This is a genomic window from Paenibacillus chibensis (genome assembly GCF_004001045.1).
GTDB classification, from domain to species: domain Bacteria; phylum Bacillota; class Bacilli; order Paenibacillales; family Paenibacillaceae; genus Paenibacillus_AQ; species Paenibacillus_AQ chibensis.
The window spans coordinates 1-21,729 of sequence record NZ_BIMK01000048.1 but is presented as its reverse complement, the minus strand read 5'-3'; the positions used below and the strand labels follow the sequence as shown (position 1 = coordinate 21,729).

Here is a 21,729-nt window from a genome sequence, read left to right as displayed (position 1 = left end):
GGTCCCCCCCAGCATTTCCGACTGTTACTTGCCCGAAGGCTTGAATTGATCCAGCACCTGCTTGGCACTCCCTTGATCGGTCTTTCCGTTCTCGTCCGAGCCTTTGAATTTGGAGCCATAATATCTCATCAAATCCACCATACGGATAAACTCTACAGGCTCCACGACTACAGAATTGGCATCGGTTTTGGCATCCGATCCTCCATAAAGCATCGAATCCAGTGGAGGCAGATGGAGCGTTCGGTTCAGATCAACGGTGATCTTCCGCTGAAGCACCGAATTTTGATAGCTGATCTCCCCGTGCATTTCCGCAGGAACCATACTTCCTGATTTGTTCATTTTAATGATGGGCAGCTTGCCGCTGCCGTCTTCTTGTCCAGGGAGGGCCGCTGTCTGCTTCTCGGCCGTCAGTCCACTCCAGCCGAACAGGGCGCCAAGCATGGCGTCATCGCTCAGCCGCCAGTACAAGGAATCATACTGCCCCGAGGCAGCCTCACCGGTCGCCGGTTCCTTATGGCTGTTATCCCAGCTGTACGCGGCGCGCTCGGCTACAGCCGACGCGGTCTGGTGCAGAAAGCTTTGCTGATACATATACAAGCCAAAAAACATCAAAATGATCGTGACGAACAGGACGATGGGAAGCACGAGGGAAGCCTCGATGGTGAAGCTGCCCTCGGTGTTTTTCAAACGGTTACCTCTCAAATACTTCTTCACTTTTCTTATTCACTTTTTGGAACAAGTTCGTAACAAGCGTATACAGCTGCTCCCGAAACAAAACGGCAATAATAATGATGACCGCAATGATCAGGATCATTTCCAGCATGCCAAGCCCATCTTCCTGCCTCCAAAAAGCTTTTGTCTTTTTCCATGCCAACGTCAACATTTGTTCATCCTCCTACATATTCATCATCATTAACGCGGGGGTGCCGACGAGTACGATGACAATCACAAAGATCACCACCATCGGAAAAATCAGCTTGGAAGAAGCCTGCTCCCCCCTTGTCCGCGTAACGGCCTTCCGCTTTTCCCAGAGAACCCGGGACAAATCCGTCAGCGCCATCACGAAATCGTTGCCGCCCCTTCTGAAATTAAGCAGCACGGTTGTCGTAAATATGGATACCTCCTGGACGGCGCAGCGTTTGCTGAAATTCTCGAAAGCTTGTTGAAAGGAATATCCGCCCTCGAGATCATCCTTCATCCGGATCAACTCGCGGTATAGCGGGTGATCCTTCTCCTGCTTTTTCTGTTCAACACAGCGGGTAATGGCCTTCTGAACCGTTTCCCCAGCTCCGACGAGCAGCACAATCTTGTTCAGCAGCTCCGGCAGTTCCATCAGGATGTCATGGTCCCGGCCCAGTACTTTGCTGTGCATGTCCCTAATCATCGCTGCCGGCAGCAGCAGCCCCAGTACGCCGCCAATCGCAAGCCCGGAGGCTTCCCCCATACCTAACGTCAGCATGCAACCGAGCAATAGCAGCAGCCAGCTGTAGCACATCATTTCACTGACATATAACAGCGTCCTCTCGACGCTGTAGCGCTGCCCGTGCAGCTTTTGCACCGAGCGCTGGATTCGAAAGAAAAAGAGCGGAAACTTCGACATCACTTTATAATGTTCCAAAAGATACATCATAGGAGGAGCCAGCGCCTTCAAACGAAGTCCCTCCATGGGCAGCTTGACCACTTTCCGATATTCATCGCCGCCAATCCGGTTCAGCACCACCCAACCACCCACCAGCAGAACCAGTACCACGACGGAAAACAGTCTCATTGCTTCACCCCGCTCAAATTCGGATGTTCATGATTTTGATGATCCATAACAGACAGCCCGCAAGCCCCAGCAATGCGAAGGTGGAAATGATCATGCCCATGCCGCTGAACATCGGCTTCATATAATCTCCCGACGTCAGATTCATAAACACCAGCATCAGGATCGGAGCGGCAAGCAGCGCCTTCGATTCAAACTTCTTCTGAGCTACAAGAACGGCAATTTCCTGCTGAATGTCCAGCTTCTCGCCAATAATCGAGGAGGTTCTCCGGACGACTTCAACCAAGTCTCCGCCCGTGCGTTTGCAGGTCGTGAACACATCCGCGAAGTTCGTAATATCCTCCAGCCCTGCGCGGCGGCTGAAATCATGCAGCGCATCCTCAATCGGCTCGCCGTACTCCATGCGCGCGCTGATGATCGTAAGCTCCGTGATCAGATCATTCTCCGCGCCCGGATCCAGCATACGCAAATCCTGAATCGCCTCGCGGAAGCCATTCTCCACGGAACGCCCCGCCGAAAGTGATGAGGATAAGGAATACAGCGCCTGCTTAAAGTGCAGGTTGAGTGCCGTCCGTCTGCGCTGCAGCATATGGCTTTTCCAAAAACGCGGTACAAGCAGTCCCCCTAAGGAAAGAAGAACCGCGGCCAACCATTGATGATAGAAGAGGTACCCGATCCCCGCACACAACACCCCACCCGCTGCCACGCACATCAGCCGTTCCAAGCGGCCAAGATCATACGTGCTGTAATCGGGAAGCTGGCTTTTCTTGTTCGGGCCCGCCTGATTGCTTCGCCGAATGCTCGGAAGCATGGTCCGGCTCTGCTTCACTGCTTGCCGGTTGTTCGAATTCCGTTCCAACGCCGTGCGTCCTATCTTCATCTCCCCGCCCCCATTCCCGTAGCAAGCTCCTCATACGGAATACCGGCCATCCGCAGCTTCTCCTGATTCTGCAGCGGTTCCTTCGGCTCCAACCGCCCGAGAATCCTGCCGTTTTCTTCTCCCGTCTCCCTGAACGTATAGAGGGGATTCAAAACAACATCCCCGTTCTCCATGCCGACAACTTCGCTGATTTCCACCACCCTTCTTGATTTGTCCCTCAGTCTGGTCAGATGGACGAATATATCAATCGCGGAGCTGATCTGCTGGCGGACAACCGCGACCGGCAGCTCTGCACCGCTCAGCACCATCGTTTCCAGCCGGCTGATCATATCGCGCGTGCTGTTCGCATGGCCTGTGGACAAGGAGCCGTCATGGCCCGTGTTCATCGCCTGCAGCATATCGAGCGCTTCGCTTCCCCGCACTTCGCCGACGACGATCCGGTTCGGACGCATCCGCAGCGAGGAACGGATCAGATCGCGAATGGCGATCTCGCCCCGCCCTTCCGTATTGGCATTCCGGGTCTCCAGCGAGACCAGGTTCGGCACGGTGACGATCTGCAGCTCCGCCGAGTCCTCAATGGTGATGACGCGCTCATCCGCCGGTATAAACTGGGACAAGGCATTCAAAAACGTGGTTTTGCCGGAGCCTGTGCCGCCGCTGATGAAAATGTTGTATTTGCCGGCCACCAGCTTTTGCAAAAAACGTGAAGCTTCCTCGCCCAAAGCGCCTCTTTGCACCAAATCCTCCATCGTCATCGGTTTTTCAGGGAATTTCCGGATCGTCATGGTCGGCCCCTTTAGCGCGATGGGCGGCAGGACGATATTGACGCGGGAGCCGTCCTTAAGGCGCGCGTCCACAATCGGCGAGGATTCGTTTACGACCCGGTTGACGCCGGATACGATCGTTTGGATGATATCCTCCAGCCGAGCCCGGGATTCGAACTCCAGCGGAATTTTCCTCACCCTGCCTTGTTGTTCAATAAAAATATCCTGGTGGCTGTTGACCATAATTTCCGTAATGGCCGGATCGTCAACCAGCGGCTGCAGAATATCCAATCCGCGGAACGAGTCATAGATGCGGCGAACCAGCCTTCTCTTATCGGATGCCGTCAGCTCCAGCACTTCCCTGCGGACAAGAACCGTCCGCTCGATGTAATTCATGAGCTCGTGGTTGTTGAGCGCGGAAGTGATATCCAGTCCAGCCCGAACTTCTCCGCGAAGCCTCCTGAAAAGCTCCTCATCCATGCGCCTTCACCCTGCTCCCCTGCAATTCTTCGCCCAGCAGTTCCTCGCAAAGCTTCAGGATATCCCGCTGAAAAATAGGCGAGCTCAGCAGCAGCTCCTCGTTATGGCACTGCTTCCAGGAAGGAATATAGGGAAGGACTCCATCGATCCCACGGATAAGCTCAGGCAGCGCGTTGGCAAACTCCCCCACGAAGCGGTTGGCGATAAACCTGCTTTTACCGGAGAGAGCTGCAAATTCCTCGCTTCCGCCCCGCTGCAGCTCCATGAACAGCTCCTTGCTTTTGAACATATGGATCAGGTCATCCAGCATGATCCATACCAAGTGGACGCAACCTTCCAAAACTGCCGCCGTCCGTTCGTTCATTTCCGAGTCGGTGTCGACGATCACCACATCGTATGAGCCGCAATGCGATATCATATCGATCAGGCTGAGCACGTCCGGCTTCCGGAGCTGAACAATTTCGTTTCGGTTGTTGACCGGCTCGAACCAGTCGCATTTCAGCGACGGGTGGCTCACGGCATAGCCTTCCATAGAAACAGCCTCCAGGCTTTTCGTTTCCGCAGCTGCCTTCATCTCGTAGAGCAGGTTCGGAAGCCCTTGGGCATCCGTCTCTCTCCGGTTTCTTCTCGGGAAAACGGCGCTGCTGTTCATCGTCTCCAGATTCAGATAAAACACGGAAAATCCCAACCCGCCGAGCTGTCTGGCCATATTCACCGCCGCCGTCGTTTTCCCGCTTCCGCCTGCCGCGGAAACGAAGCCGATCGTCACCGCACCCGCCCCGCGCGCCAAGGCCGCCCGCGAACGATGCCCCCCCTTCTGGCAGGCTTGAAGCATCGCGCCGATTAATTCCGGCAAGGGCTGATACTTCGCGATCCCGGTGCTCGAATCTTCTCCCGCATCAAGCCGTCTCCAGCCGCATGCAGGCTCTCCCTTCCGAAGCCAAGGCTCCAGCAGCTCCTTATCTCCGACAACCAAATCCGGCCGGTGATCCCCGTCCATATATTCCAAGAAAGGCTCCTGCCGTGTAAATCCAACGACTCTCAATCGGCTGCCGTATTCGCTTGCATGCACGTAATGAAGCAGCGGCTCCAGATACTGCGGCTCCTGCACAGCCAGAATCACCTGATACATCGACATAAGGTCACTCATCCCCCATTCGCATAACAAAAAAAGCACCGCTTCCCAGCCGCATCAGCGGCTGAAGAAACGGTGCTTCCGTTATCAGCGTATTTATCCTAATTAGGAATTTATCATATCCCGAAATGAAAAACAATACAAATTGTGTAAAATATCGACAAATCGTCTGTATTCAGCAAGCTTCGTCCGGCATCAAGACAAGAAACGCTTCCTAAGCTCAGGCGTCGGCAGCATACACTGCTCCTCCTTGCCGAACCAGCGGTACCGATTACGGGCGACGTAGCGGTACATCCTGTCGCGAAGCGGCAAGGGAACGAAGGCAAAAGCATACAGCAGCGGCCAGGGCATTCTCATCTGACGAAAGATCCGAAGCACGGCAGCCGAACGGACGTAATAGTTCCCCTTTTCGATCAGCACGACGGTATCCACCTCGTCTACGGGCAGCCCGCCCTTCCTCAGCAGCTCAGCGCCTGCATCCGATTGCAGTGAGGCAAACCGGAATTTGGCATGCGGATCGCGTTCAATGATAAAACGAGTCAGTCCCTGGCAAAGATGGCATACGCCGTCGACCAGCACGATTCTCTCAGCATTTGTCTCCCCGTGTCTCTCCGTCATCTGCATGCACCTCCTGAATACAGTATCCAGCCCAAGAAGCCAAAAATCAAGCCGGCTAATCGGCTAGCGCCACACGAATCCCCATCATCCGACCCAAAAGAAAAAAGCCCGGGTAATATCCCGCGCCTGTATCTTTGGTTCGACGGCTTACTTGACGGCTGCCAGCGCCTTGTCGATCCATTGGTTCTCTTCGATTTGCTGAGTCAGCTCGCCTTTGTAGCTCTCGATGCATTTGCAGATGAAATCTTTGCGGCATACGGGACAAGGCGTCTTTTGCAATCGGCTGATGTTTGTCATTTTCCATTCCGGAAAACGGCTATAGAACACGCGGCACACGGTTCCGTCAGCCAGATTGATAATGAATTCGTACAATCCGCTTTGTTCATTGCTGCTGGCTTCCTGCATGTTCGTAATCACTGGTCTGTAAGACATATCATCACCCGTTTATATAAGTTTCTTGCCTTGAAACAAAAAATCCAAGTATCAAGTACCTAGACATATTAAAGAATTTTAAACTTCATGTCAATAAAAGGTTGCGTCACTTGAACTTCCGTTATACAATTTAGGGCCAAAAAAACCGGCACAGACGATTTACACATCCCGTACCGGTCCTTCTTCGATATTTTATTCATGCGTTCTCAAGCGCTTTTGCCAGCCGTTAAACCACGTTCAGCTCCACGTCAATATTCCCGCGCGTCGCTTTGGAATACGGGCAGAAGGCATGCGCCTTCTTGGCCAGCTCCTCCGCTTGGGAACGCTCGATTCCCGGCATTTTAATATCCATGCGAACCGCGAGTCGGAAGCCGCCGTCGCTTTCATCCTTGCCAATCATTACATTAGAGTTAATCTCCACGTCATGGAGCGTTACGCCTTCTTTTCGGGCAATATTGGACAGCGCGCTTTCGTAGCATGCACCGTAGCCTGCTGCGAAAAGCTGCTCGGGATTGGTGCCGCTGCCACCGGAGCCGCCGAGCTCTTTGGGCATGCTGAGATCATGCTTCAGGACTCCGTCGGATGATTCGATCGAGCCTTCACGTCCACCACGTACCGTTGCTGTCGCTGTATATAATGCTTCCATCTTCATCGTCTCCTTTTCCTGAAAATAACCTACCCCATACATTAAAGCAGCACGCGTATTTTGAAACGTCTGATTCATGTCAGTTCAATCTGTCATTCATTCCAGACTGCAAAAGGGATGCTCTGCACTTCTAGCCAATATTGGACAGCTACACAAAAGTTTCCCTGGACGAACATAGTTGAGCGGATACAATGAATAATAAGCTGTTTAATATATAACAATAATCCGCAGCAAGGTAGTGATATGGATGAAGGATACCCGAATGATGGATACCCCAAAAAACAAAACCCTGACCAAGCCGGAAGAGCGGTCCTCCCTCGCGGAGCTGAATCATTCCATGAAAGTTCCGCTCAAGGGTTCCACCTTCCGCAAATTTCTCGCATTCGTGGGTCCCGGTTATCTCGTCGCCGTCGGATACATGGACCCAGGGAACTGGGCGACGGATATTGCCGGCGGCTCCCGGTTCGGATATTCTCTCCTCGCCGTTATTCTGGTGTCGAATTTGATGGCCGTGCTGCTTCAGTCGCTTGCAAGCAAGCTGGGCATCGTGACTGGGCACGACTTGGCTCAGGCCTGCCGCAATCAGTACAGCAAGCCGGCAACCATCGTCCTGTGGATCTTATGCGAGCTGGCGATTGCCGCCTGCGATCTGGCAGAGGTCATCGGCTCGGCGATCGCGCTCAAGCTGCTGTTCGGCATACCGATACTATACGGCGTGCTGATCACCGCAGTCGACGTCCTGCTGATCCTGCTGCTGCAGCATAAAGGCTTCAGGGCCATTGAAGCCCTCGTCATCGTGCTTGTGCTAACCATCGGGGCATGCTTCGCCGTTGACCTATGGCTGTCCAAGCCTGATATCGGCGGCGTTCTGGCCGGCTTCATTCCGGAAGCAGACCTCATAACCGATCATCAAAAACTATACATCGCCATTGCGATTCTGGGCGCAACGGTCATGCCGCATAATCTGTATCTCCATTCTTCGATCGTGCAGACGCGGCAGTATGAAAATACGGAACAGGGCAAGCGGCAAGCGATCCGTTTCTCGGCCTGGGACTCCACGATCGCCTTGACGCTGGCGCTGTTCATTAATGCGGCGATCCTGATCGTCTCGGCAGCGACGTTTCATCAAGCCGGCATGACGGAGGTGGCCGATATCAGCGATGCGTATCATCTGCTGACCCCGCTGGTCGGGACGACGCTCGCAAGCATTTTATTTGCCGTCGCCCTGCTCGCCTCCGGACAGAACTCAACGCTGACAGGCACCCTGGCCGGCCAGATCGTAATGGAGGGCTTTCTTGATATCAGGCTCCCGCCATGGCTCCGCCGGCTGATTACGCGATTGATTGCCATCATCCCGGCGGTGATCGTCACGATCGTTTCCGGCGAGAAGGGAACGGAGGAGCTGCTGATTCTCAGCCAGGTCATTCTCTCGCTCCAGCTGCCGTTCGCGGTCATTCCGCTCGTCAAATTCACCGGCGACAAAAAAATCATGGGAACATTCGTCAACCGCCTCTGGGTGAAAATACTCGCATGGAGCGTCTCCGCGATCATCGTGGTGCTGAATTTGTTCCTCATATACCAAACCTTCGTGGGCTGACGCCAGCCCACGCGCAAAAATCCGCATGATGTCAGAAGACGTCATGCGGATTTTTTTATCACAGGATCATGCTATTTGTTGTTACCCAGCGCTTGCAGGGCCAGATTCAGCTGGAGTACATTGACTCTCTTTTCACCGAAAACGCCAAGATCCCTTCCTTCGGTATGCTCTTTGACCAGCTCCTTGAGCTGCTCTTCAGGAATATGGCGCAAAGCGCTGATCCGCGGGATCTGCACGTCGGCGGAAGCCGGGGTAATATGCGGATCCAGGCCCGAGCCGGAATTCGTGATCAGATCGACAGGCAGCTTGCTGACAGGCACCTCGGGATTCTCCTTCTCCCACTGCGCAATCGACTCCTTCACCCGGTTCAGAAGCTCCGGATTGGAAGGCGCGTAGTTGTTCGAACCCGAACCTGCGCCGTCATTGTCAATGCTGGAGATCCGTCCTTGGAAGAACGAAGGATCCGTGAACGTCTGCCCGATCAGCTCCGAGCCCACGATCCGTCCTGAAGCGTCCTTGACCATGCTGCCGTTTGCCTGATGCGGGAAAAACAGCTGGGCCAGCCCGGTGCTTGCCAGCGGATAGGCGATGCCGCAGATTACGATGAACAATAAGCTGGAGCGCAGTGCTGTCATCCAAATGGAGCCATGCGTCACTTCTTCGAATTTCGCCGTCGTCTTCATTGTATATCATCCTTTTTCATAAGCTTGTTTGGGGACATGCCCCTTCTCTCTTTATCATTTGTGAACCTATATCCATAAGTGCACGATCAGGTCAATCAGCTTGATGCCGGCAAACGGAGCGATCACGCCGCCGAGACCGAAAATCATCAGGTTGCGGCTCAGCAGCCGCGCCGAGCTCATCGGCTTGTACTTCACGCCTTTCATGGCCAGCGGGATCAGAAGCGGTATGATCACGGCATTGAAGATCAAAGCACTCAGGATAGCTGACAGCGGCGACCCGAGGTGCATAACGTTCAGTGCCTGCATCTGCGGGATAGCCACCATGAACATGGCCGGGATGATGGCAAAATACTTGGCCACGTCGTTCGCGATGCTGAATGTGGTCAAGGCCCCGCGCGTCATCAGCAGCTGCTTGCCGATCGCCACGACTTCAATGAGTTTGGAAGGATCGGAATCCAGGTCCACCATATTCGCCGCTTCCTTGGCGGCAACCGTGCCGCTGTTCATCGCAATGCCGACATCCGCCTGAGCCAGGGCCGGCGCGTCGTTCGTGCCGTCCCCCGTCATGGCGACAAGCTTGCCCTCTGCCTGTTCGCGGCGGATGACGGCGATTTTATCCTCCGGCTTGCTCTCGGCAATAAACTCATCGACGCCGGCTTCCCGTGCGATCGTCGCCGCCGTCAGCGGGTTATCGCCGGTACACATGATCGTCTTGATTCCCATCTCCCGCAGCTGCTCGAAGCGCTCCTTCATCCCTGGCTTGACGGTGTCCTTCAGATGGATGAGGCCGTAAATACTGCTGTCGACCGCAACGGCCAGCGGCGTACCGCCTTCCGAAGCAATCGCGTCGGACTTTGCGGATAGATCGGATGGGATGCTGCCTCCTTGAGAGAGCACCCACTGGCGAACCGCATCCACCGCGCCCTTCCGGACATGACGCCCATCCTGCAGATCAATGCCGCTCATGCGGGTTTCCGCTTTGAATTCAATGAAATCGCCGCCTGCGGCGATGCTCTCGTCGTATCCCATCGACTGCTTCTTCATCAGCTCAAGCACCGAGCGTCCTTCCGGGGTTTCATCCTTCAGCGAGCTCACGGCCGCCCAATAGGCGGTTTCCGTCAGGGAAGCATCGCCCGCAGGAATGAACTGGCTGGCCATCCGGTTACCGTACGTGATGGTTCCTGTCTTATCAAGAATCATCGTGTTGATGTCGCCGGAGGCCTCAACGGCCTTACCGGACATCGCGAGCACGTTGAACTGGGTCACCCGGTCCATCCCGGCAATTCCGATCGCCGACAGCAGACCGCCGATGGTGGTCGGAATCAGACATACGAGCAGGGAAATCAGCACCGGAACATCCAGCGCTACCCCCAAATATTTAGCGATTGGGGCCAGCGTGACAACCACGATCAGAAAGATCAGCGTCAGCGTCGTCAGCAGTGTATTCAGCGCAATTTCGTTCGGCGTTTTCTGGCGCGACGCGCCTTCGACGAGGGAAATCATCCGGTCGATGAACGATTCGCCCGGATCGCTCGTGATGACGACCTTGATGCGGTCGCTGACCACGCGTGTACCGCCGGTGACGGAGCTAAAGTCGCCGCCCGCTTCCTTAATGACCGGAGCCGATTCCCCCGTAATGGCCGATTCATCGACCGAAGCAAGTCCTTCGATGACTTCACCGTCTCCCGGAATCATTTCGCCCTGCGACACGATGACGATGTCACCCTTGCGCAGCTCGGTCGAATTGACGACCTTGATATCCGCACCGACCACTTTGTTGGCCGTCGTTTCTTTTTTACTCTTCTTAAGCGAATCCGCCTGAGCCTTGCCGCGCCCTTCAGCCAGCGCCTCCGCGAAATTCGCGAACAGCACCGTGAAGAGCAGGATCAGAAACACCGTCAGATTGAAGCCGGTACGTCCTCCCGTGTTGAAATACGCCGGGAACAGGACCATCAGCAGCACAACAAAGGTGCCCACTTCCACGACGAACATGACCGGATTTTTCATCATAACAACCGGATTCAGTTTGATAAAGCTATCTTTCAGTGCATGCTTGACGATGCTGCCCGTCAGCATGCTCTTGCGTTGTCCGCTCATGACTTTCTCCACCTCATTTTATTCTAGGAATTGAAGCCGTTCCTTATTTCAGATGCTCATTCACCCTCTATCGCAGGGTCAAATACTCCGCAATCGGTCCGAGAACCAGTACCGGCAGGAAGGTCAGCGCTCCGATCAGAAGCACGGTCCCCACCAGAATGCCTCCGAACAGCTTCGTGTCCGTATGGAACGTGCCGATCGTTTCGGGTACCGGCTGTTTCCGCGACAGGGAACCGGCTACGCCCAAGAGGGCAATGATGGAGACATACCGCCCAAGCAGCATAACCAGCCCCGTGCTTACGTTCCAGAATACCGTGTTGTCGCCCAAGCCCTCAAAGCCGGAGCCGTTGTTCGCTGCGGAAGACGTGAACTCGTACAAGGATTGGCTCAGCCCGTGATACATCGGATTGGACAAGGCATCTGTCCCGAGATGCGTCATGAATGAGATCGCCGTCGGCGCCAGAATGATCAGCGGATGCGCGAGAATCGCGATGGCAATCAGCTTCATTTCCCGGCTTTCGATTTTGCGGCCCAGAAACTCCGGCGTCCGCCCAACCATCAGTCCGCATATAAAGACGCCCAGGATGGCATACATGATCATGTTGACGAAGCCGACGCCTTTGCCGCCGAACACAACGTTGAGCATCATTTCCGCCAGTGGAGCCAGCCCGCCAAGCGGTGTCAGCGTATCATGCATGTTGTTGACCGAGCCGGTCGTCGCCGCCGTCGTGACCGTCGTGAACAGCGCGGACTGCGCCACGCCGAACCGGACCTCTTTGCCCTCCATGCTGCCTTGCGTGCTGTTGATCCCAAGATCATGGATCAGCGGATTGCCGCTTTTTTCCGAAAAATAGGTCAGGCTCAGGAAGGCAAGAAACAGCACCATCATGGCCGAGAAAATAATCCAGCCCTGCTTGCGGTTCTTCGCAAACCGCCCAAAGGTGTAAGGCAGCGACGCCGAAATCGTCCACATGCTCAAGATTTCTATCACGTTCGTCAGCGGACGCGGATTCTCAAAGGGATGCGCCGAGTTCACACCGAAAAATCCGCCGCCGTTTGTCCCCAAATGCTTGATCGACTCCAGCGAAGCCACAGGCCCCATCGCAATGTGCTGTACGGCTCCGCCCAGCGTATTTACGGTAACGTTAGGATCCAGCGTTTGCGGCACCTGCAGCCCTACCAGCACCAGGGTGACGATCAGCGCAAGCGGCAGAAACAGACGGGTATGAGCTTTCACGAAATCTTCGAAAAAGTTCCCGAGCCCACCCCCTCTGCGGGTCACGCCGCGAATAAAGGCGATGGCAATCACCAGGCCCGATGCGGCCGACGTGAACATCATCATCGTGATGACGATCATTTGGCCGAAATACGACATGCCGCTTTCGCCGCTGTAATGCTGAAGGTTCGTGTTCGTCATGAAGCTGATGACCGTATTGAATGACAGGCTGGCCTCCATATTTCCCGTTTGATTCGGGTTGACGGGCAGTCCTCCCATCAGCCTGAGAACGAGGTAGCTTACCGCCACCAGAATGATGTTCGTTGCGATCATGCTGAGCGCATATTTTTTCCAGCTCATGCTTGAGCGGTTTTTCAGTCCGATGATTTGGTATAAAAGCTTTTCCACCGGTCCGAAAATTTTATCCGTGCGGTTCTCCTCATTGGAGAACACATGGTATACATAGCTGCCTACCGGCTTCACCAGCAGGAGCAGCACAACGATAACAATACAAATCTGCAGGATATCCAAAATCGCTTCCTCCTCATAAAAAGCGGATGTTCAATGTTCTAAAATCGTTCCGGATGGATCAGGGCATAAACCAGATAGACAAATACGAGCAGCGCAAGTGCCATAACCACGATCATTGGTTTTCCCCTCCCCCATCCACGACATGGCCGCACCACATCAGGAACAGCAGAAAGACGCCGAATACACCTGCGAGTGTGATTACCATCAGAAAGTCCATCATGCTTTCATATCTCCCCTTTTTCATTCCCGAATGAGCCTTATTTCAGCAAAAAACCGACCTCGCCGTTCAAGGTATGAATGATGTGATTCGCTCCAAGCCCCCGGTAAATCCCTGGAGAATTATCCGCCCGCGTAATGACATAAATGGAGCGCGACGTCCAGGGCCTGCATATTTGCAAATACCGGCAGGTTAAATTCAGGCTGTTTTCAAAAATAAAAATCCGCCCGACCCGCTGCTCGGGAACAACCCATTCATCTGTGTTATTGGTGTGAATCCGGATGATTCGCGTAACGCCAAGCTTCTTCAACTCGCGTTCTTCCTTTGCATTATTGGTAAGGACGGCAAAAGGCCGTTTTAAATAGATCAGCAGCTTAATAAATTTGCGTCCGGCCTCGTTGGGCGCGGTCACGATGATGAGTTCCTCATCCACGGCTTTGTGCTCCTCCTTCTGGCAGAATTGCCTGAACCGATACAAAAATAGGCCGCAGGAAAGAGGATCTTTCCCGCGGCCTATATATTCATGACGAAAGAAAGCCATGAAAATATGCTCACGACAAAATCTGCCTCTCCCTATACGCTTACGAGGTTAGCTGACGGATTAGGGCGTGAGAGTCGCCCATCCCCAGTGTCCTGTACAGGACAGAGGATTCACCCCGGCGCCGCATGCTTTGGCAGCAATGACGGCGCGTTGGTTCCCCCGCTTCCGGCCCGGCCGGAATTAAGCGTTAAAGACAATTCATTTTGTTCTGTTTTGTTTCTTGCCATATCAGGAAGTAATGTCTCTGTAGTTAATACTTTCTGATATTATAAAAACCACAGAGGTTAACTGAACCCCTGTGGTCGACGCACATCGATCACAAGTTTCATCATTCCTCTCTCAAACAACGCTTACGAGGTTAGCTGACGGATTCGAGCGGTGAGAGTCGCTCTACCCGTGTCCGGATCCATGGCACCCGTTCACAGGATTCACCCCTGCGGCATTGCCTGCCTCCGACTCTCACACCGGATCACTGGAATGCGCGCGTTTGGTTCCCCCGATTTCCGCCCTATTGGGGCTGAAACTCAGCGATTCAAAAATGGAAACGTCTTGAATTACGATTTGAATCATACACCCGCCTTGCATGCAGTGTAAAGGTTTCACGAAATCGTTAATCGCTTAAAATCGGAGCATTTGCGTTCAGGTTATCGCTTACAAAACTTTTTATCTCCTTCACCCTCGTCTATCCTCTCTATTTCAGCCGCTTTCATAAATGGGGCCAAGGCCTTGGCTGCGCCTTTTCGCCAATGGATAACCCACTTTCATAAATAGGAGCGAAGCCGCGCAAACGGAAGCAAACGAATCAAAAACAACCGTTCTCTCCGGCAATCAGGCATACAGGCTGTCAGAGCGGGCGGGATAACCGCAAACCCGCTTTCGATCCCGTTTTACAAACCTCCGGCATTCCTTTATGATTAATGCCAGTTTACCTAAAATCAACCAAAGCTGAATTCCCGAGCAGGGGAACGGGGGAACCATACGGTCGCTCATCAGACCGAGGGGTGAATCGCTGGATCGGAAGCACTGACCAGCGTAGGGCTCTCCTGGCCCGAATCCGGCAGCTAACCTCGTAAGCGATAAAGGAGAGAAACCTATGCTTCAAGCAGATGCTGATGTGGAGGCCCCCGGACAGATCCGCCTTCATGCCATCGAGTTGTTCATTCTGCACTTGTCCTCTAAGGAGTCGGAGTCGTTTGATCCTTTCGGGGAACACTACCCGGTATTCATGCGGATCAAAGCGGACAAAGGAAATGGCTGGGGGGAGATCTTCCTGAATGAGGGCCATCGCCCGGCCGATTGGGTCGTTTGGGCTTCCTGGTACGAGAGGTTTTTGCATCGAAGCTTCCAAAGCCAAGCCTCCTTGCAGGAGGACATTCTCCGCTCCGTCGATCCGCTTCACCTTTCGAGAGCCCAGCTGTTATGCGACGCGCTTCAAGGGGCCGGGCAAGCCGAAGACCGCAGCAGCATCACGGGAAAAGGGGGAAGCGGCCCCTTGTTTCGGTTGGCAGAGGCTTATGTTTCCCTGTTTTAGAGAGCAGAGGCAAAATCGGGATTGAACCGTCCTGATTCATTGTATAAAATTAAGTTGTATATAATATATAAGTAGAAAAACAGGACGGAAGCAGCTGCACAACTGTCCACATGTGAAGGGAGGCATGAACATGTCGGTATACGACTATCAGGCTCGCACGCTGCAGGGCAAAGAAATTCCATTGTCCGACTATCAGGATCAAGTATTGCTGATCGTCAACACGGCGAGCAAATGCGGATTTACGCCCCAATACCGGGGGCTGCAGGAGCTATACGAGAAATTTCACGACAAGCATTTTGAAATTCTCGGATTTCCAAGCAACCAGTTCGCGCATCAGGAGCCTGGGGAAAACGAGGACATCGCCGAGTTTTGCCAGGTGAATTACGGCGTCAGCTTCCCGATGTTCGAAAAAACGGATGTCAACGGCGACGAGGCCCATCCGCTGTTCAAGCATCTCGCTAAGGAAGCGCCCGGCGTGCTCGGCTCCAAGGCGATCAAATGGAACTTCACCAAATTTCTGGTCGACAAGAAAGGCCGTGTGGTCAAACGCTACGCGCCGCAAACGACGCCGGATAAAATCGAGGAAGATATCAAGAAGCTGCTGGGAGACCAATCCGGACGTTAAGACGAGGGATTCAGAGGAATCCGATAAAAAAAGGGGCCGGAGCGGCCTCTTTTTCATGGGATGAAAATTATGAAGCAGAACGCAAAAAAAAATCCCCGCCGCAGCAAGGATCTTTTTTCAGTTCTTAGGAATGCGGTAGAGAGGACTCGAACCTCCACGAGCATACGCCCACTACCCCCTCAAGATAGCGTGTCTGCCATTCCACCACTACCGCATATCAACAATGTTTTTAGCAACTCTATTAGTATACATGGATACGCCATACCTGTCAACATCTCATCGATCATTATTTATGGAGATGGACAAGCCCCCGGATGTATCCCATGAAAAGGCGGGGCCTGTCCCCGCGATCGCGTCCCAAACGGATGATTTTAACGGTCATAGGCCTGCTGTTTTCTGTAACGTGTAAAAAGAATGTATTCCTTGATGAACTCCTTCTCTTTCTCCGATAAAGCAGCCTTAGCCTGTTCGCATTCGTCCCCCATATATGTATTCATGTTTTCTTTTAAATACAATGTGTCTCGCTCTTTCCCCACAATAAGCCAGTCCAGGCTCACCCCGAAAAAGGAAGCAATTTCAACAAGCTTATTCGTGCTTGGCGTCGACTTGCCTCTTTTCCAATCTCCCAGATTGCCCGTGCTAATGCCAAGCTTTTCGCAGAAAAGCTTCTTGGTCATCCCCCGCATTTTAATTAGCAATTCAATTCGATCATAAATGGATTGCATAGAAGACCGCCTTCCAAACCGTCCTTTAGTGACGCAAATAAGTATTTATATCGTTGTAATATTACGCAAAAACGTATATACTTTCCTTTATGCTATACTCATTATATCATACTGATAATTGTATCATTAATCCGGTATTTTTGACCATGTCACTCTCCACAGACTGCCGAACGATACACTGGAACATTCACTATTTTCCCCAACACGGCTCGAGCATTCCATTCCTTAATGATAAGCACTTCCACTTCATTAAAAGGGAGCGACCTTATTTGCAGAATTCAGGCATCTCTTCTCTTGAAATCATACAATCCCTAAAGCAAGCCGTTGCGATCATCGATCATAAAGGCTTTATTTTGTCCGTCAATCCGGTTTGGATCCGGAATTCGCTCGAAAGCGGCGTGTCCGAATCGTTTCATTGGATCGGTGTGAACTACCTTCAAATATTTGCCGCCATTTCGGATGCGGAGGGAAATGCTTCCAATGCACTGGATGCTGTGCTGGACGGTACAACCCCCTATTTCCGCGCCGAGATCCAATCCCATTTTCAAAAAAACATTAAATGGTTCCAACTGGAAGCCACGACTATTTTTGACGATGACGGCCCTACTGCCAAAGGAATGGTCATCTCTCTTACCGATATCACCAAATGCAAATTACTCGAACATGATTTATTGGAAGCCCTCACGCAGCTTCGGACCTTGAGCGGTCTTCTTCCCATTTGTGCAGTGTGCAAAAGAATACGCGACGAGCATGATATATGGAATTCGGTGGAAAGCTTTCTTCAAAAGCATACCCATGCCGAGTTCACGCATGATATATGCCCGGAATGCATCCGTCGTCTATACCCTAAATATTCCTCCATTCTTGATTCCTGCAACAATTCATAAGGATAATTCTCACTTCTCCACAAACCTGTAAACCATGCCTTGCCCTCATCCCATCGCCTTGCTCCAGTGTCTTCCGGTCTTAGAAAAGGATTGACGATTTTCATTGATATGAATATAATTGTTTTGACAATTATTTTGAAGGAGTGTTTCTCTCTGAGCAGATTCACGTCAACCCATCAATCCATCGGATTCCGTTTTGGCAATATGTCTCGCAAAATGTCCTCGCTTTTCGCCGGTAAACTCAAGCCTTATGGGATTACCCCGGAACAATGGACGGTTGTTTACCAGGTATATCTTCAGGAAGGCATCAACCAGAAGGAGCTTGCGGTCCGGTCGGGTAAAGACCAACCCTCGATTACCCGCATTTTGGACGTGCTCGACAAGAAGGGCTTCATCCAGCGCAAACCCGATCCCGGTGACCGCAGAGCCTATTTAATATTTGCAACACCGACAGTGCAGCAGCTCATGGATGACACTGTACCGCTGGAGCTCAGCCTGAACGATGAGCTGATTGCCGGTATTTCGGATGAACAGCTGCAAATGCTCGATGAAATCATGCAGCAGATCAATCGGAATATTGACCGAATTTTCGTAGATTAGAGGTTAACACAACATGGAAGACATCAAAGATAAATTATGGACCCGGGAGTTCGTCATGCTTACGGTATGCAACTTGCTGCTGTTTTTAAATCTGCAGATGGTCCTGTCACCGCTCCCCGGCTACGTGAAGGAACATTTTCACGCGAGCCCATTCACGGTAAGCCTGTTTACGACCGTGTTCGCCTTGTCCGCCATCATGTCCCGCCTCTTCTCGGCCAAGGCGCTCGAGAAAGGCAAGCGGAATGTGATCCTGTTCCTGGGGCTGGTTCTCATGCTGCTCGCCACCGGAGGTTATTTGTGGAGCGGAACGCTGACATTGCTTCTGCTGATGCGGATCGTATTCGGCGTCGGCTTTGGCATGGGAAGCACCACGCTGCCGACCATGGCGTCCGGCGTCATTCCGGTTCGCCGTTTGGGGGAAGGCATGGGCTATTTCGGTCTCTCGACCAGCATCGCCTTATCCCTGGGGCCCGTCATCGGCAGCATGCTGCTCGATAAGCAGGGATTCTCATCCCTCGTGTATGCCACGCTCATCGTGATCGCATTAATTTTCCCGCTGGTTTATCCGCTCGCGAAAAAGGTAAAACCTCCCGCCGCGGCCCTGCCGGAGGAATTCTCGGCCGTGCCTAGCCAAAAGGGCTTTCCCAAAGCGCTTCTGCTGCCGAGCCTGCTGAACTTCCTGATGTCCATCACCTATGGCGGCTTGCTGAGCTTCATCAATCTGTTCGGCAAGGAAGTCAGTCTGGCGAACGCTTCGCTGTTCTTTTTGTTCAACGCGGTTGCCGTTGTCCTGATTCGTCCGATTTCGGGAAAAATATACGACAAAAAGGGGCATCAGGCCCTGCTCATCCCCGCAGCGCTGTTCCTGATCGGAGGACTGTGGCTTCTGTCCTTCTCCACCTCCACCGGCTTTCTCGCGCTTGCGGCCCTGTGTTACGGACTCGGCTTTGGTACGGCCCAGCCGACCCTCCAGTCGTGGATGATTCAATTGGTACCGCCGCAAAAGCAAGGCATGGCCAACAGCATGTATTTTAACTCACTGGATTTCGGCATCGCCATCGGCGCCCTGGTTCTCGGCCAGATTGCCGCCTTCAGCAGCTATGGCTCGATGTACCGGTATTCATCCCTCTTTCTGGGCATCTTCATCGTCGTTTATGCGCTCTATCTGCTTACGCGCTCCAAAAGAGCGGGCACGGCGCATAAGGCCCAGCCGGATCAACAAACCCTGGAAAGCTAGGGTCCTCTCCCCCCCTTCCGCATGAAGCGGAGGGGCTTTTTAGGTTCGCCTGCTTCGTATGCATTCCGGGATCTTAAAATATATGGTGATTCTTGGTACCGCTTTCCCATATAATGTACGGAGAGGGCATGATCGGGAGACAAGTCATCATTTCCATCGGGGGAGCCGTGAAGGCATGAATGACAGCATTTCGAAAAAGAATTGGCTGCTGATTTGGATTCTTGGAATGAGCGGACAAATATGCTGGAACATCGAAAACTCTTGGTTCAACACCTTTGTCTACGCGAAGATCGCGAAGGACCCGGCGATCATTTCTTGGATGGTTGCTGTAAGCGCTATCATTTCGACACTGGCCACGTTTGTCATCGGAACCTGGAGTGACCGCGCGGGCAAGCGCAAGCCTTTTATCGCAGTGGGGTATATTTTATGGGGCCTTTTTACCATCGGCTTCGGCGCAACCGAGTTCATGCCGAAGAATCCCTTTATTTCCGCCATGGTCCTCGTAGTCGCCGCGGATGCCATCATGAGCTTTTTTGGATCGACCGGTTATGACGCCGCCTTCAATCCCTGGACGACGGATATTTCGAACGAGCGCAACCGCGGCAAGCTGGGCGGAGCCTTTGCGGCTATGCCGGTGCTCGCTACCATATTCGGCGCGATCGTGTCCGGCATGATTGTGGACAAATTCGACTTTTTCCCCTTCTTCGCCATCATGGGCGGCTTCGTCACCCTCATGGGAATCTGCTCGGTATTCACCCTGAAGGATGCGCCCCATCTCAAGGCTGTCCGTCACGAAAAAGGATATCTCCATCAGTTCGCCAGCGTGTTTAAGCTGAACACGGTCATCGCGAATCAGGAGCTCTTTTGGGTATTCGTGATCAATGCCGTGTTCTTCATCGGCTTTAATATTTATTTCCCTTATATCACGATTTACTTTAACAACTACCTGCATATGTCCTACATGACCGCGGGACTGCTGCAGGGGATCGGCCTCGTCTCAGCTGTCTGCCTGACGATTCCTGCCGCCAAGCTCATCGACGCCGGCAAGCCGGTACGCGTCGTGTGCATGGCGATCGGCTCCAATGTGGCGGGCCTGGTCATCATTTTCTTCTCCACGCAGATTCCCCTGCTGTTACTGGGCATTTTCGGCGCCGGCGTTGGCTACGTCCTTATTTTGCAAACGCTTACGGCGTGGTTCAAAAACCTGTACCCCGAGGATCAGCGCGGGCAGTTCGAAGGCATCAAGCAGGTGTTCGGCGTCTGCATTCCCATGGTCATCGGACCGCTGATATCCTACTATATTATTCAATACGGCGGCATCCGGATGGAGATTGACGGCATCATGGGCACCGTTCCAACCCCTTCACTGTTCCTGTTCGCCGCCCTGATCACGCTGTTCACCTTTCTCCCGCTGATTCCGGCAAGCAGACTGCATCGCAGCCGCGTGCATTCGGCGCCCCTGCAACCTATACATAAGGAGGATCTCAAGCTATGACCAATCATCGGATTACAACCTTTTCGGACCTGCTCCATCCCGGTGGAACCCTGATGCAGAGGGGATATTCCACCAAAGCCGTCATGCATTATAACCGCAAGGCGATCAAAGCCGCTCCATGGCGGATTAAAGAATGGGACTTTTACCAAATATCCAATGACGATTACTGCCTGCAGTTGACCATTGGCCATGTTTCTTATGCCGGCAATGTCTCGGCGATGCTGATCGATTTCAAAAATGAGAAAACGTATACCGTTACCGATATGCTGGTCCTTCCCTTCAACCGGCTGAAAATGCCGGATTCCGCCGAGCATGGGGATCTTGCCGTACACCGCAAAAAACTCGATATGCAGTTTGAGGTGTACAGGGGCGGACGCCGCTTGAGATGCAAAACCCGCGATCCCAAAGCCGAGCATAACATGGACATCGATATCGAGCTGGAGCAGCCGGATCTGGAGTCTCTGGTCATCGCGACGCCGTTTGATGATAACCCGCATCATTTTTACTACAACCATAAGATCAACTGCATGCCGGCCACCGGTACGGTAAAAATAGGCGATACAACCATTGCTTTCGAGCCGGACACCGCATTCGGTCTCCTTGACTGGGGCCGCGGCGTATGGCCGTTCAGCCATGAATGGTTCTGGGGCAACGGCAGCACCTGGATTGACGGCAAACGCTTCGGCTTCAACATCGGATTCGGGTTCGGCAATACGGAGGCAGCCACGGAAAACATTCTGTTCTACAACGGTACCTCGCATAAGCTGAATCATGTGTACGTGGATCTTGCCGCGGGCGGATACATGTCGCCCAAAACCTTCACCAGCGATGACGGCCGGTTTGAGATGGATTTCGAGCCTGTGTTCGACCGCTATACCGAAACGAAAATGCTGTTCGTGGACAATGGCTGCCATCAGATTTTCGGCAGATTTACAGGCAAGGCCGTTTTGGATGACGGTACGGTGCTGGAAGTAAAGGATATGATGGCCTTTATGGAGCACGCCGTGAATCACTGGTAACCCCTCAA

Annotated in this window: 23 protein-coding genes, 1 tRNA gene and 3 riboswitches; of the genes, 8 read left to right on the top strand and 16 right to left on the bottom strand. The window is 53.0% G+C overall.

Annotated elements, in window-relative coordinates:
* Positions 1-24 precede the first annotated feature (24 nt).
* From PCH05_RS25815 to PCH05_RS25775, 9 genes are all read right to left on the bottom strand, one after another.
* On the bottom strand, positions 25-687 hold the full coding sequence (locus PCH05_RS25815; RefSeq protein WP_246049952.1) for a TadE family protein: 663 nt from the start codon (positions 685-687) through the stop codon (positions 25-27).
* A 4-nt stretch (positions 688-691) separates the two neighbouring features.
* A complete protein-coding gene (locus PCH05_RS25810) occupies positions 692-883 on the bottom strand; it encodes a Flp1 family type IVb pilin (RefSeq protein WP_127607373.1) in 192 nt (63 codons plus the stop codon).
* A 12-nt stretch (positions 884-895) separates the two neighbouring features.
* Positions 896-1,768 (bottom strand): type II secretion system F family protein, encoded by an 873-nt coding sequence (locus PCH05_RS25805; RefSeq protein ID WP_127607371.1) that lies wholly within the window; start codon positions 1,766-1,768, stop codon positions 896-898.
* A 13-nt stretch (positions 1,769-1,781) separates the two neighbouring features.
* A complete protein-coding gene (locus tag PCH05_RS25800) occupies positions 1,782-2,576 on the bottom strand; it encodes a type II secretion system F family protein (protein ID WP_127607392.1) in 795 nt (264 codons plus the stop codon).
* Positions 2,577-2,641: 65 nt separating this feature from the next.
* Complete coding sequence (locus tag PCH05_RS25795; protein WP_127607369.1) at positions 2,642-3,889, bottom strand: TadA family conjugal transfer-associated ATPase; 1,248 nt, start codon at positions 3,887-3,889, stop codon at positions 2,642-2,644.
* Positions 3,882-5,039 (bottom strand): nucleotide-binding protein, encoded by a 1,158-nt coding sequence (locus tag PCH05_RS25790; RefSeq protein WP_127607367.1) that lies wholly within the window; start codon positions 5,037-5,039, stop codon positions 3,882-3,884. Before PCH05_RS25790 ends, PCH05_RS25795 begins: the two co-directional genes overlap by 8 nt.
* A 180-nt stretch (positions 5,040-5,219) precedes the next feature.
* Positions 5,220-5,642 (bottom strand): thiol-disulfide oxidoreductase DCC family protein, encoded by a 423-nt coding sequence (locus PCH05_RS25785; protein WP_127607365.1) that lies wholly within the window; start codon positions 5,640-5,642, stop codon positions 5,220-5,222.
* A 147-nt stretch (positions 5,643-5,789) separates the two neighbouring features.
* Positions 5,790-6,074 carry a hypothetical protein gene (locus PCH05_RS25780; protein WP_127607363.1) on the bottom strand — a complete coding sequence of 95 codons (285 nt, stop codon included), beginning with the start codon at positions 6,072-6,074 and terminating at the stop codon, positions 5,790-5,792.
* 226 nt (positions 6,075-6,300) lie between these two features.
* Positions 6,301-6,720 carry an organic hydroperoxide resistance protein gene (locus PCH05_RS25775; RefSeq protein ID WP_127607361.1) on the bottom strand — a complete coding sequence of 140 codons (420 nt, stop codon included), beginning with the start codon at positions 6,718-6,720 and terminating at the stop codon, positions 6,301-6,303.
* Positions 6,721-6,985: 265 nt separating this feature from the next.
* Between PCH05_RS25775 and PCH05_RS25770 the strand changes: the two genes are divergently transcribed.
* Positions 6,986-8,317, top strand: a complete 1,332-nt coding sequence (locus PCH05_RS25770; RefSeq protein ID WP_371860590.1) for an Nramp family divalent metal transporter — start codon at positions 6,986-6,988, stop codon at positions 8,315-8,317.
* A gap of 71 nt (positions 8,318-8,388) precedes the next feature.
* Here the strand turns inward: PCH05_RS25770 and kdpC are convergent, their stop codons facing one another.
* The 5 genes from kdpC to PCH05_RS25745 form a co-directional block, all read right to left on the bottom strand.
* The gene (kdpC, locus tag PCH05_RS25765) at positions 8,389-9,000 is read right to left on the bottom strand and encodes a potassium-transporting ATPase subunit KdpC (protein ID WP_127607359.1); all 612 of its coding nucleotides are present in this window, start codon (positions 8,998-9,000) and stop codon (positions 8,389-8,391) included.
* 66 nt (positions 9,001-9,066) lie between these two features.
* Positions 9,067-11,097: a potassium-transporting ATPase subunit KdpB gene (kdpB, locus tag PCH05_RS25760; RefSeq protein ID WP_127607357.1), complete on the bottom strand. Its 2,031-nt coding sequence runs from the start codon at positions 11,095-11,097 to the stop codon at positions 9,067-9,069.
* A 67-nt stretch (positions 11,098-11,164) separates the two neighbouring features.
* Positions 11,165-12,844, bottom strand: a complete 1,680-nt coding sequence (gene kdpA, locus PCH05_RS25755; protein WP_127607355.1) for a potassium-transporting ATPase subunit KdpA — start codon at positions 12,842-12,844, stop codon at positions 11,165-11,167.
* A 38-nt stretch (positions 12,845-12,882) separates the two neighbouring features.
* On the bottom strand, positions 12,883-12,948 hold the full coding sequence (gene kdpF / locus PCH05_RS28135) for a K(+)-transporting ATPase subunit F (RefSeq protein WP_371860591.1): 66 nt from the start codon (positions 12,946-12,948) through the stop codon (positions 12,883-12,885).
* 153 nt (positions 12,949-13,101) lie between these two features.
* Positions 13,102-13,494 (bottom strand): hypothetical protein, encoded by a 393-nt coding sequence (locus tag PCH05_RS25745; protein WP_127607353.1) that lies wholly within the window; start codon positions 13,492-13,494, stop codon positions 13,102-13,104.
* Between the two features lie 129 nt (positions 13,495-13,623).
* Positions 13,624-13,799, bottom strand: a riboswitch (cyclic di-AMP (ydaO/yuaA leader).
* 134 nt (positions 13,800-13,933) lie between these two features.
* Positions 13,934-14,142: riboswitch (cyclic di-AMP (ydaO/yuaA leader) on the bottom strand.
* A gap of 393 nt (positions 14,143-14,535) precedes the next feature.
* Positions 14,536-14,693: riboswitch (cyclic di-AMP (ydaO/yuaA leader) on the top strand.
* A 2-nt stretch (positions 14,694-14,695) separates the two neighbouring features.
* Between PCH05_RS25745 and PCH05_RS25740 the strand changes: the two genes are divergently transcribed.
* Complete coding sequence (locus PCH05_RS25740; protein ID WP_127607351.1) at positions 14,696-15,133, top strand: hypothetical protein; 438 nt, start codon at positions 14,696-14,698, stop codon at positions 15,131-15,133.
* A 130-nt stretch (positions 15,134-15,263) separates the two neighbouring features.
* Positions 15,264-15,758, top strand: coding sequence for a glutathione peroxidase (locus tag PCH05_RS25735; RefSeq protein WP_127607349.1), 495 nt, complete (start codon positions 15,264-15,266; stop codon positions 15,756-15,758).
* 131 nt (positions 15,759-15,889) lie between these two features.
* Here PCH05_RS25735 and PCH05_RS25730 read toward each other — a convergent pair.
* Positions 15,890-15,972, bottom strand: a tRNA-Leu gene (locus tag PCH05_RS25730).
* A gap of 157 nt (positions 15,973-16,129) precedes the next feature.
* Positions 16,130-16,483, bottom strand: a complete 354-nt coding sequence (locus PCH05_RS25725; RefSeq protein ID WP_127607347.1) for a helix-turn-helix domain-containing protein — start codon at positions 16,481-16,483, stop codon at positions 16,130-16,132.
* 269 nt (positions 16,484-16,752) lie between these two features.
* Between PCH05_RS25725 and PCH05_RS25720 the strand changes: the two genes are divergently transcribed.
* The 5 genes from PCH05_RS25720 (at position 16,753) to PCH05_RS25700 (ending at position 21,721) form a co-directional block, all read left to right on the top strand.
* Positions 16,753-17,370: a PAS domain-containing protein gene (locus PCH05_RS25720; RefSeq protein ID WP_174806309.1), complete on the top strand. Its 618-nt coding sequence runs from the start codon at positions 16,753-16,755 to the stop codon at positions 17,368-17,370.
* A gap of 108 nt (positions 17,371-17,478) precedes the next feature.
* Positions 17,479-17,970, top strand: coding sequence for a MarR family winged helix-turn-helix transcriptional regulator (locus tag PCH05_RS25715; protein ID WP_127607343.1), 492 nt, complete (start codon positions 17,479-17,481; stop codon positions 17,968-17,970).
* A 13-nt stretch (positions 17,971-17,983) separates the two neighbouring features.
* Positions 17,984-19,207, top strand: a complete 1,224-nt coding sequence (locus PCH05_RS25710; protein WP_127607341.1) for an MFS transporter — start codon at positions 17,984-17,986, stop codon at positions 19,205-19,207.
* Between the two features lie 175 nt (positions 19,208-19,382).
* Entirely contained in the window at positions 19,383-20,702 is a 1,320-nt protein-coding gene (locus PCH05_RS25705) for an MFS transporter (protein ID WP_127607339.1), read from the top strand.
* Positions 20,699-21,721, top strand: coding sequence for a DUF2804 domain-containing protein (locus PCH05_RS25700; protein WP_218030547.1), 1,023 nt, complete (start codon positions 20,699-20,701; stop codon positions 21,719-21,721). Before PCH05_RS25705 ends, PCH05_RS25700 begins: the two co-directional genes overlap by 4 nt.
* Positions 21,722-21,729 lie beyond the last annotated feature (8 nt).

Bases quoted from the DNA above. Each gene is read 5' to 3' on its own strand.
- kdpC (WP_127607359.1), bottom strand. From the start codon at position 9,000: ATGAAGACGACGGCGAAATTCGAAGAAGTGACGCATGGCTCCATTTGG.
- PCH05_RS25810 (WP_127607373.1), bottom strand. From the start codon at position 883: ATGTTGACGTTGGCATGGAAAAAGACAAAAGCTTTTTGGAGGCAGGAA.
- PCH05_RS25740 (WP_127607351.1), top strand. From the start codon at position 14,696: ATGCTTCAAGCAGATGCTGATGTGGAGGCCCCCGGACAGATCCGCCTT.
- PCH05_RS25705 (WP_127607339.1), top strand. From the start codon at position 19,383: ATGAATGACAGCATTTCGAAAAAGAATTGGCTGCTGATTTGGATTCTT.
- PCH05_RS25780 (WP_127607363.1), bottom strand. From the start codon at position 6,074: ATGTCTTACAGACCAGTGATTACGAACATGCAGGAAGCCAGCAGCAAT.
- PCH05_RS25775 (WP_127607361.1), bottom strand. From the start codon at position 6,720: ATGGAAGCATTATATACAGCGACAGCAACGGTACGTGGTGGACGTGAA.
- PCH05_RS25700 (WP_218030547.1), top strand. From the start codon at position 20,699: ATGACCAATCATCGGATTACAACCTTTTCGGACCTGCTCCATCCCGGT.
- PCH05_RS25770 (WP_371860590.1), top strand. From the start codon at position 6,986: ATGGATACCCCAAAAAACAAAACCCTGACCAAGCCGGAAGAGCGGTCC.
- PCH05_RS25735 (WP_127607349.1), top strand. From the start codon at position 15,264: ATGTCGGTATACGACTATCAGGCTCGCACGCTGCAGGGCAAAGAAATT.
- PCH05_RS25795 (WP_127607369.1), bottom strand. From the start codon at position 3,889: ATGGATGAGGAGCTTTTCAGGAGGCTTCGCGGAGAAGTTCGGGCTGGA.
- PCH05_RS25785 (WP_127607365.1), bottom strand. From the start codon at position 5,642: ATGACGGAGAGACACGGGGAGACAAATGCTGAGAGAATCGTGCTGGTC.
- PCH05_RS25725 (WP_127607347.1), bottom strand. From the start codon at position 16,483: ATGCAATCCATTTATGATCGAATTGAATTGCTAATTAAAATGCGGGGG.
- PCH05_RS25710 (WP_127607341.1), top strand. From the start codon at position 17,984: ATGGAAGACATCAAAGATAAATTATGGACCCGGGAGTTCGTCATGCTT.
- PCH05_RS25715 (WP_127607343.1), top strand. From the start codon at position 17,479: ATGAATATAATTGTTTTGACAATTATTTTGAAGGAGTGTTTCTCTCTG.
- PCH05_RS25790 (WP_127607367.1), bottom strand. From the start codon at position 5,039: ATGAGTGACCTTATGTCGATGTATCAGGTGATTCTGGCTGTGCAGGAG.
- PCH05_RS25805 (WP_127607371.1), bottom strand. From the start codon at position 1,768: ATGAGACTGTTTTCCGTCGTGGTACTGGTTCTGCTGGTGGGTGGTTGG.
- kdpB (WP_127607357.1), bottom strand. From the start codon at position 11,097: ATGAGCGGACAACGCAAGAGCATGCTGACGGGCAGCATCGTCAAGCAT.
- PCH05_RS25800 (WP_127607392.1), bottom strand. From the start codon at position 2,576: ATGCTTCCGAGCATTCGGCGAAGCAATCAGGCGGGCCCGAACAAGAAA.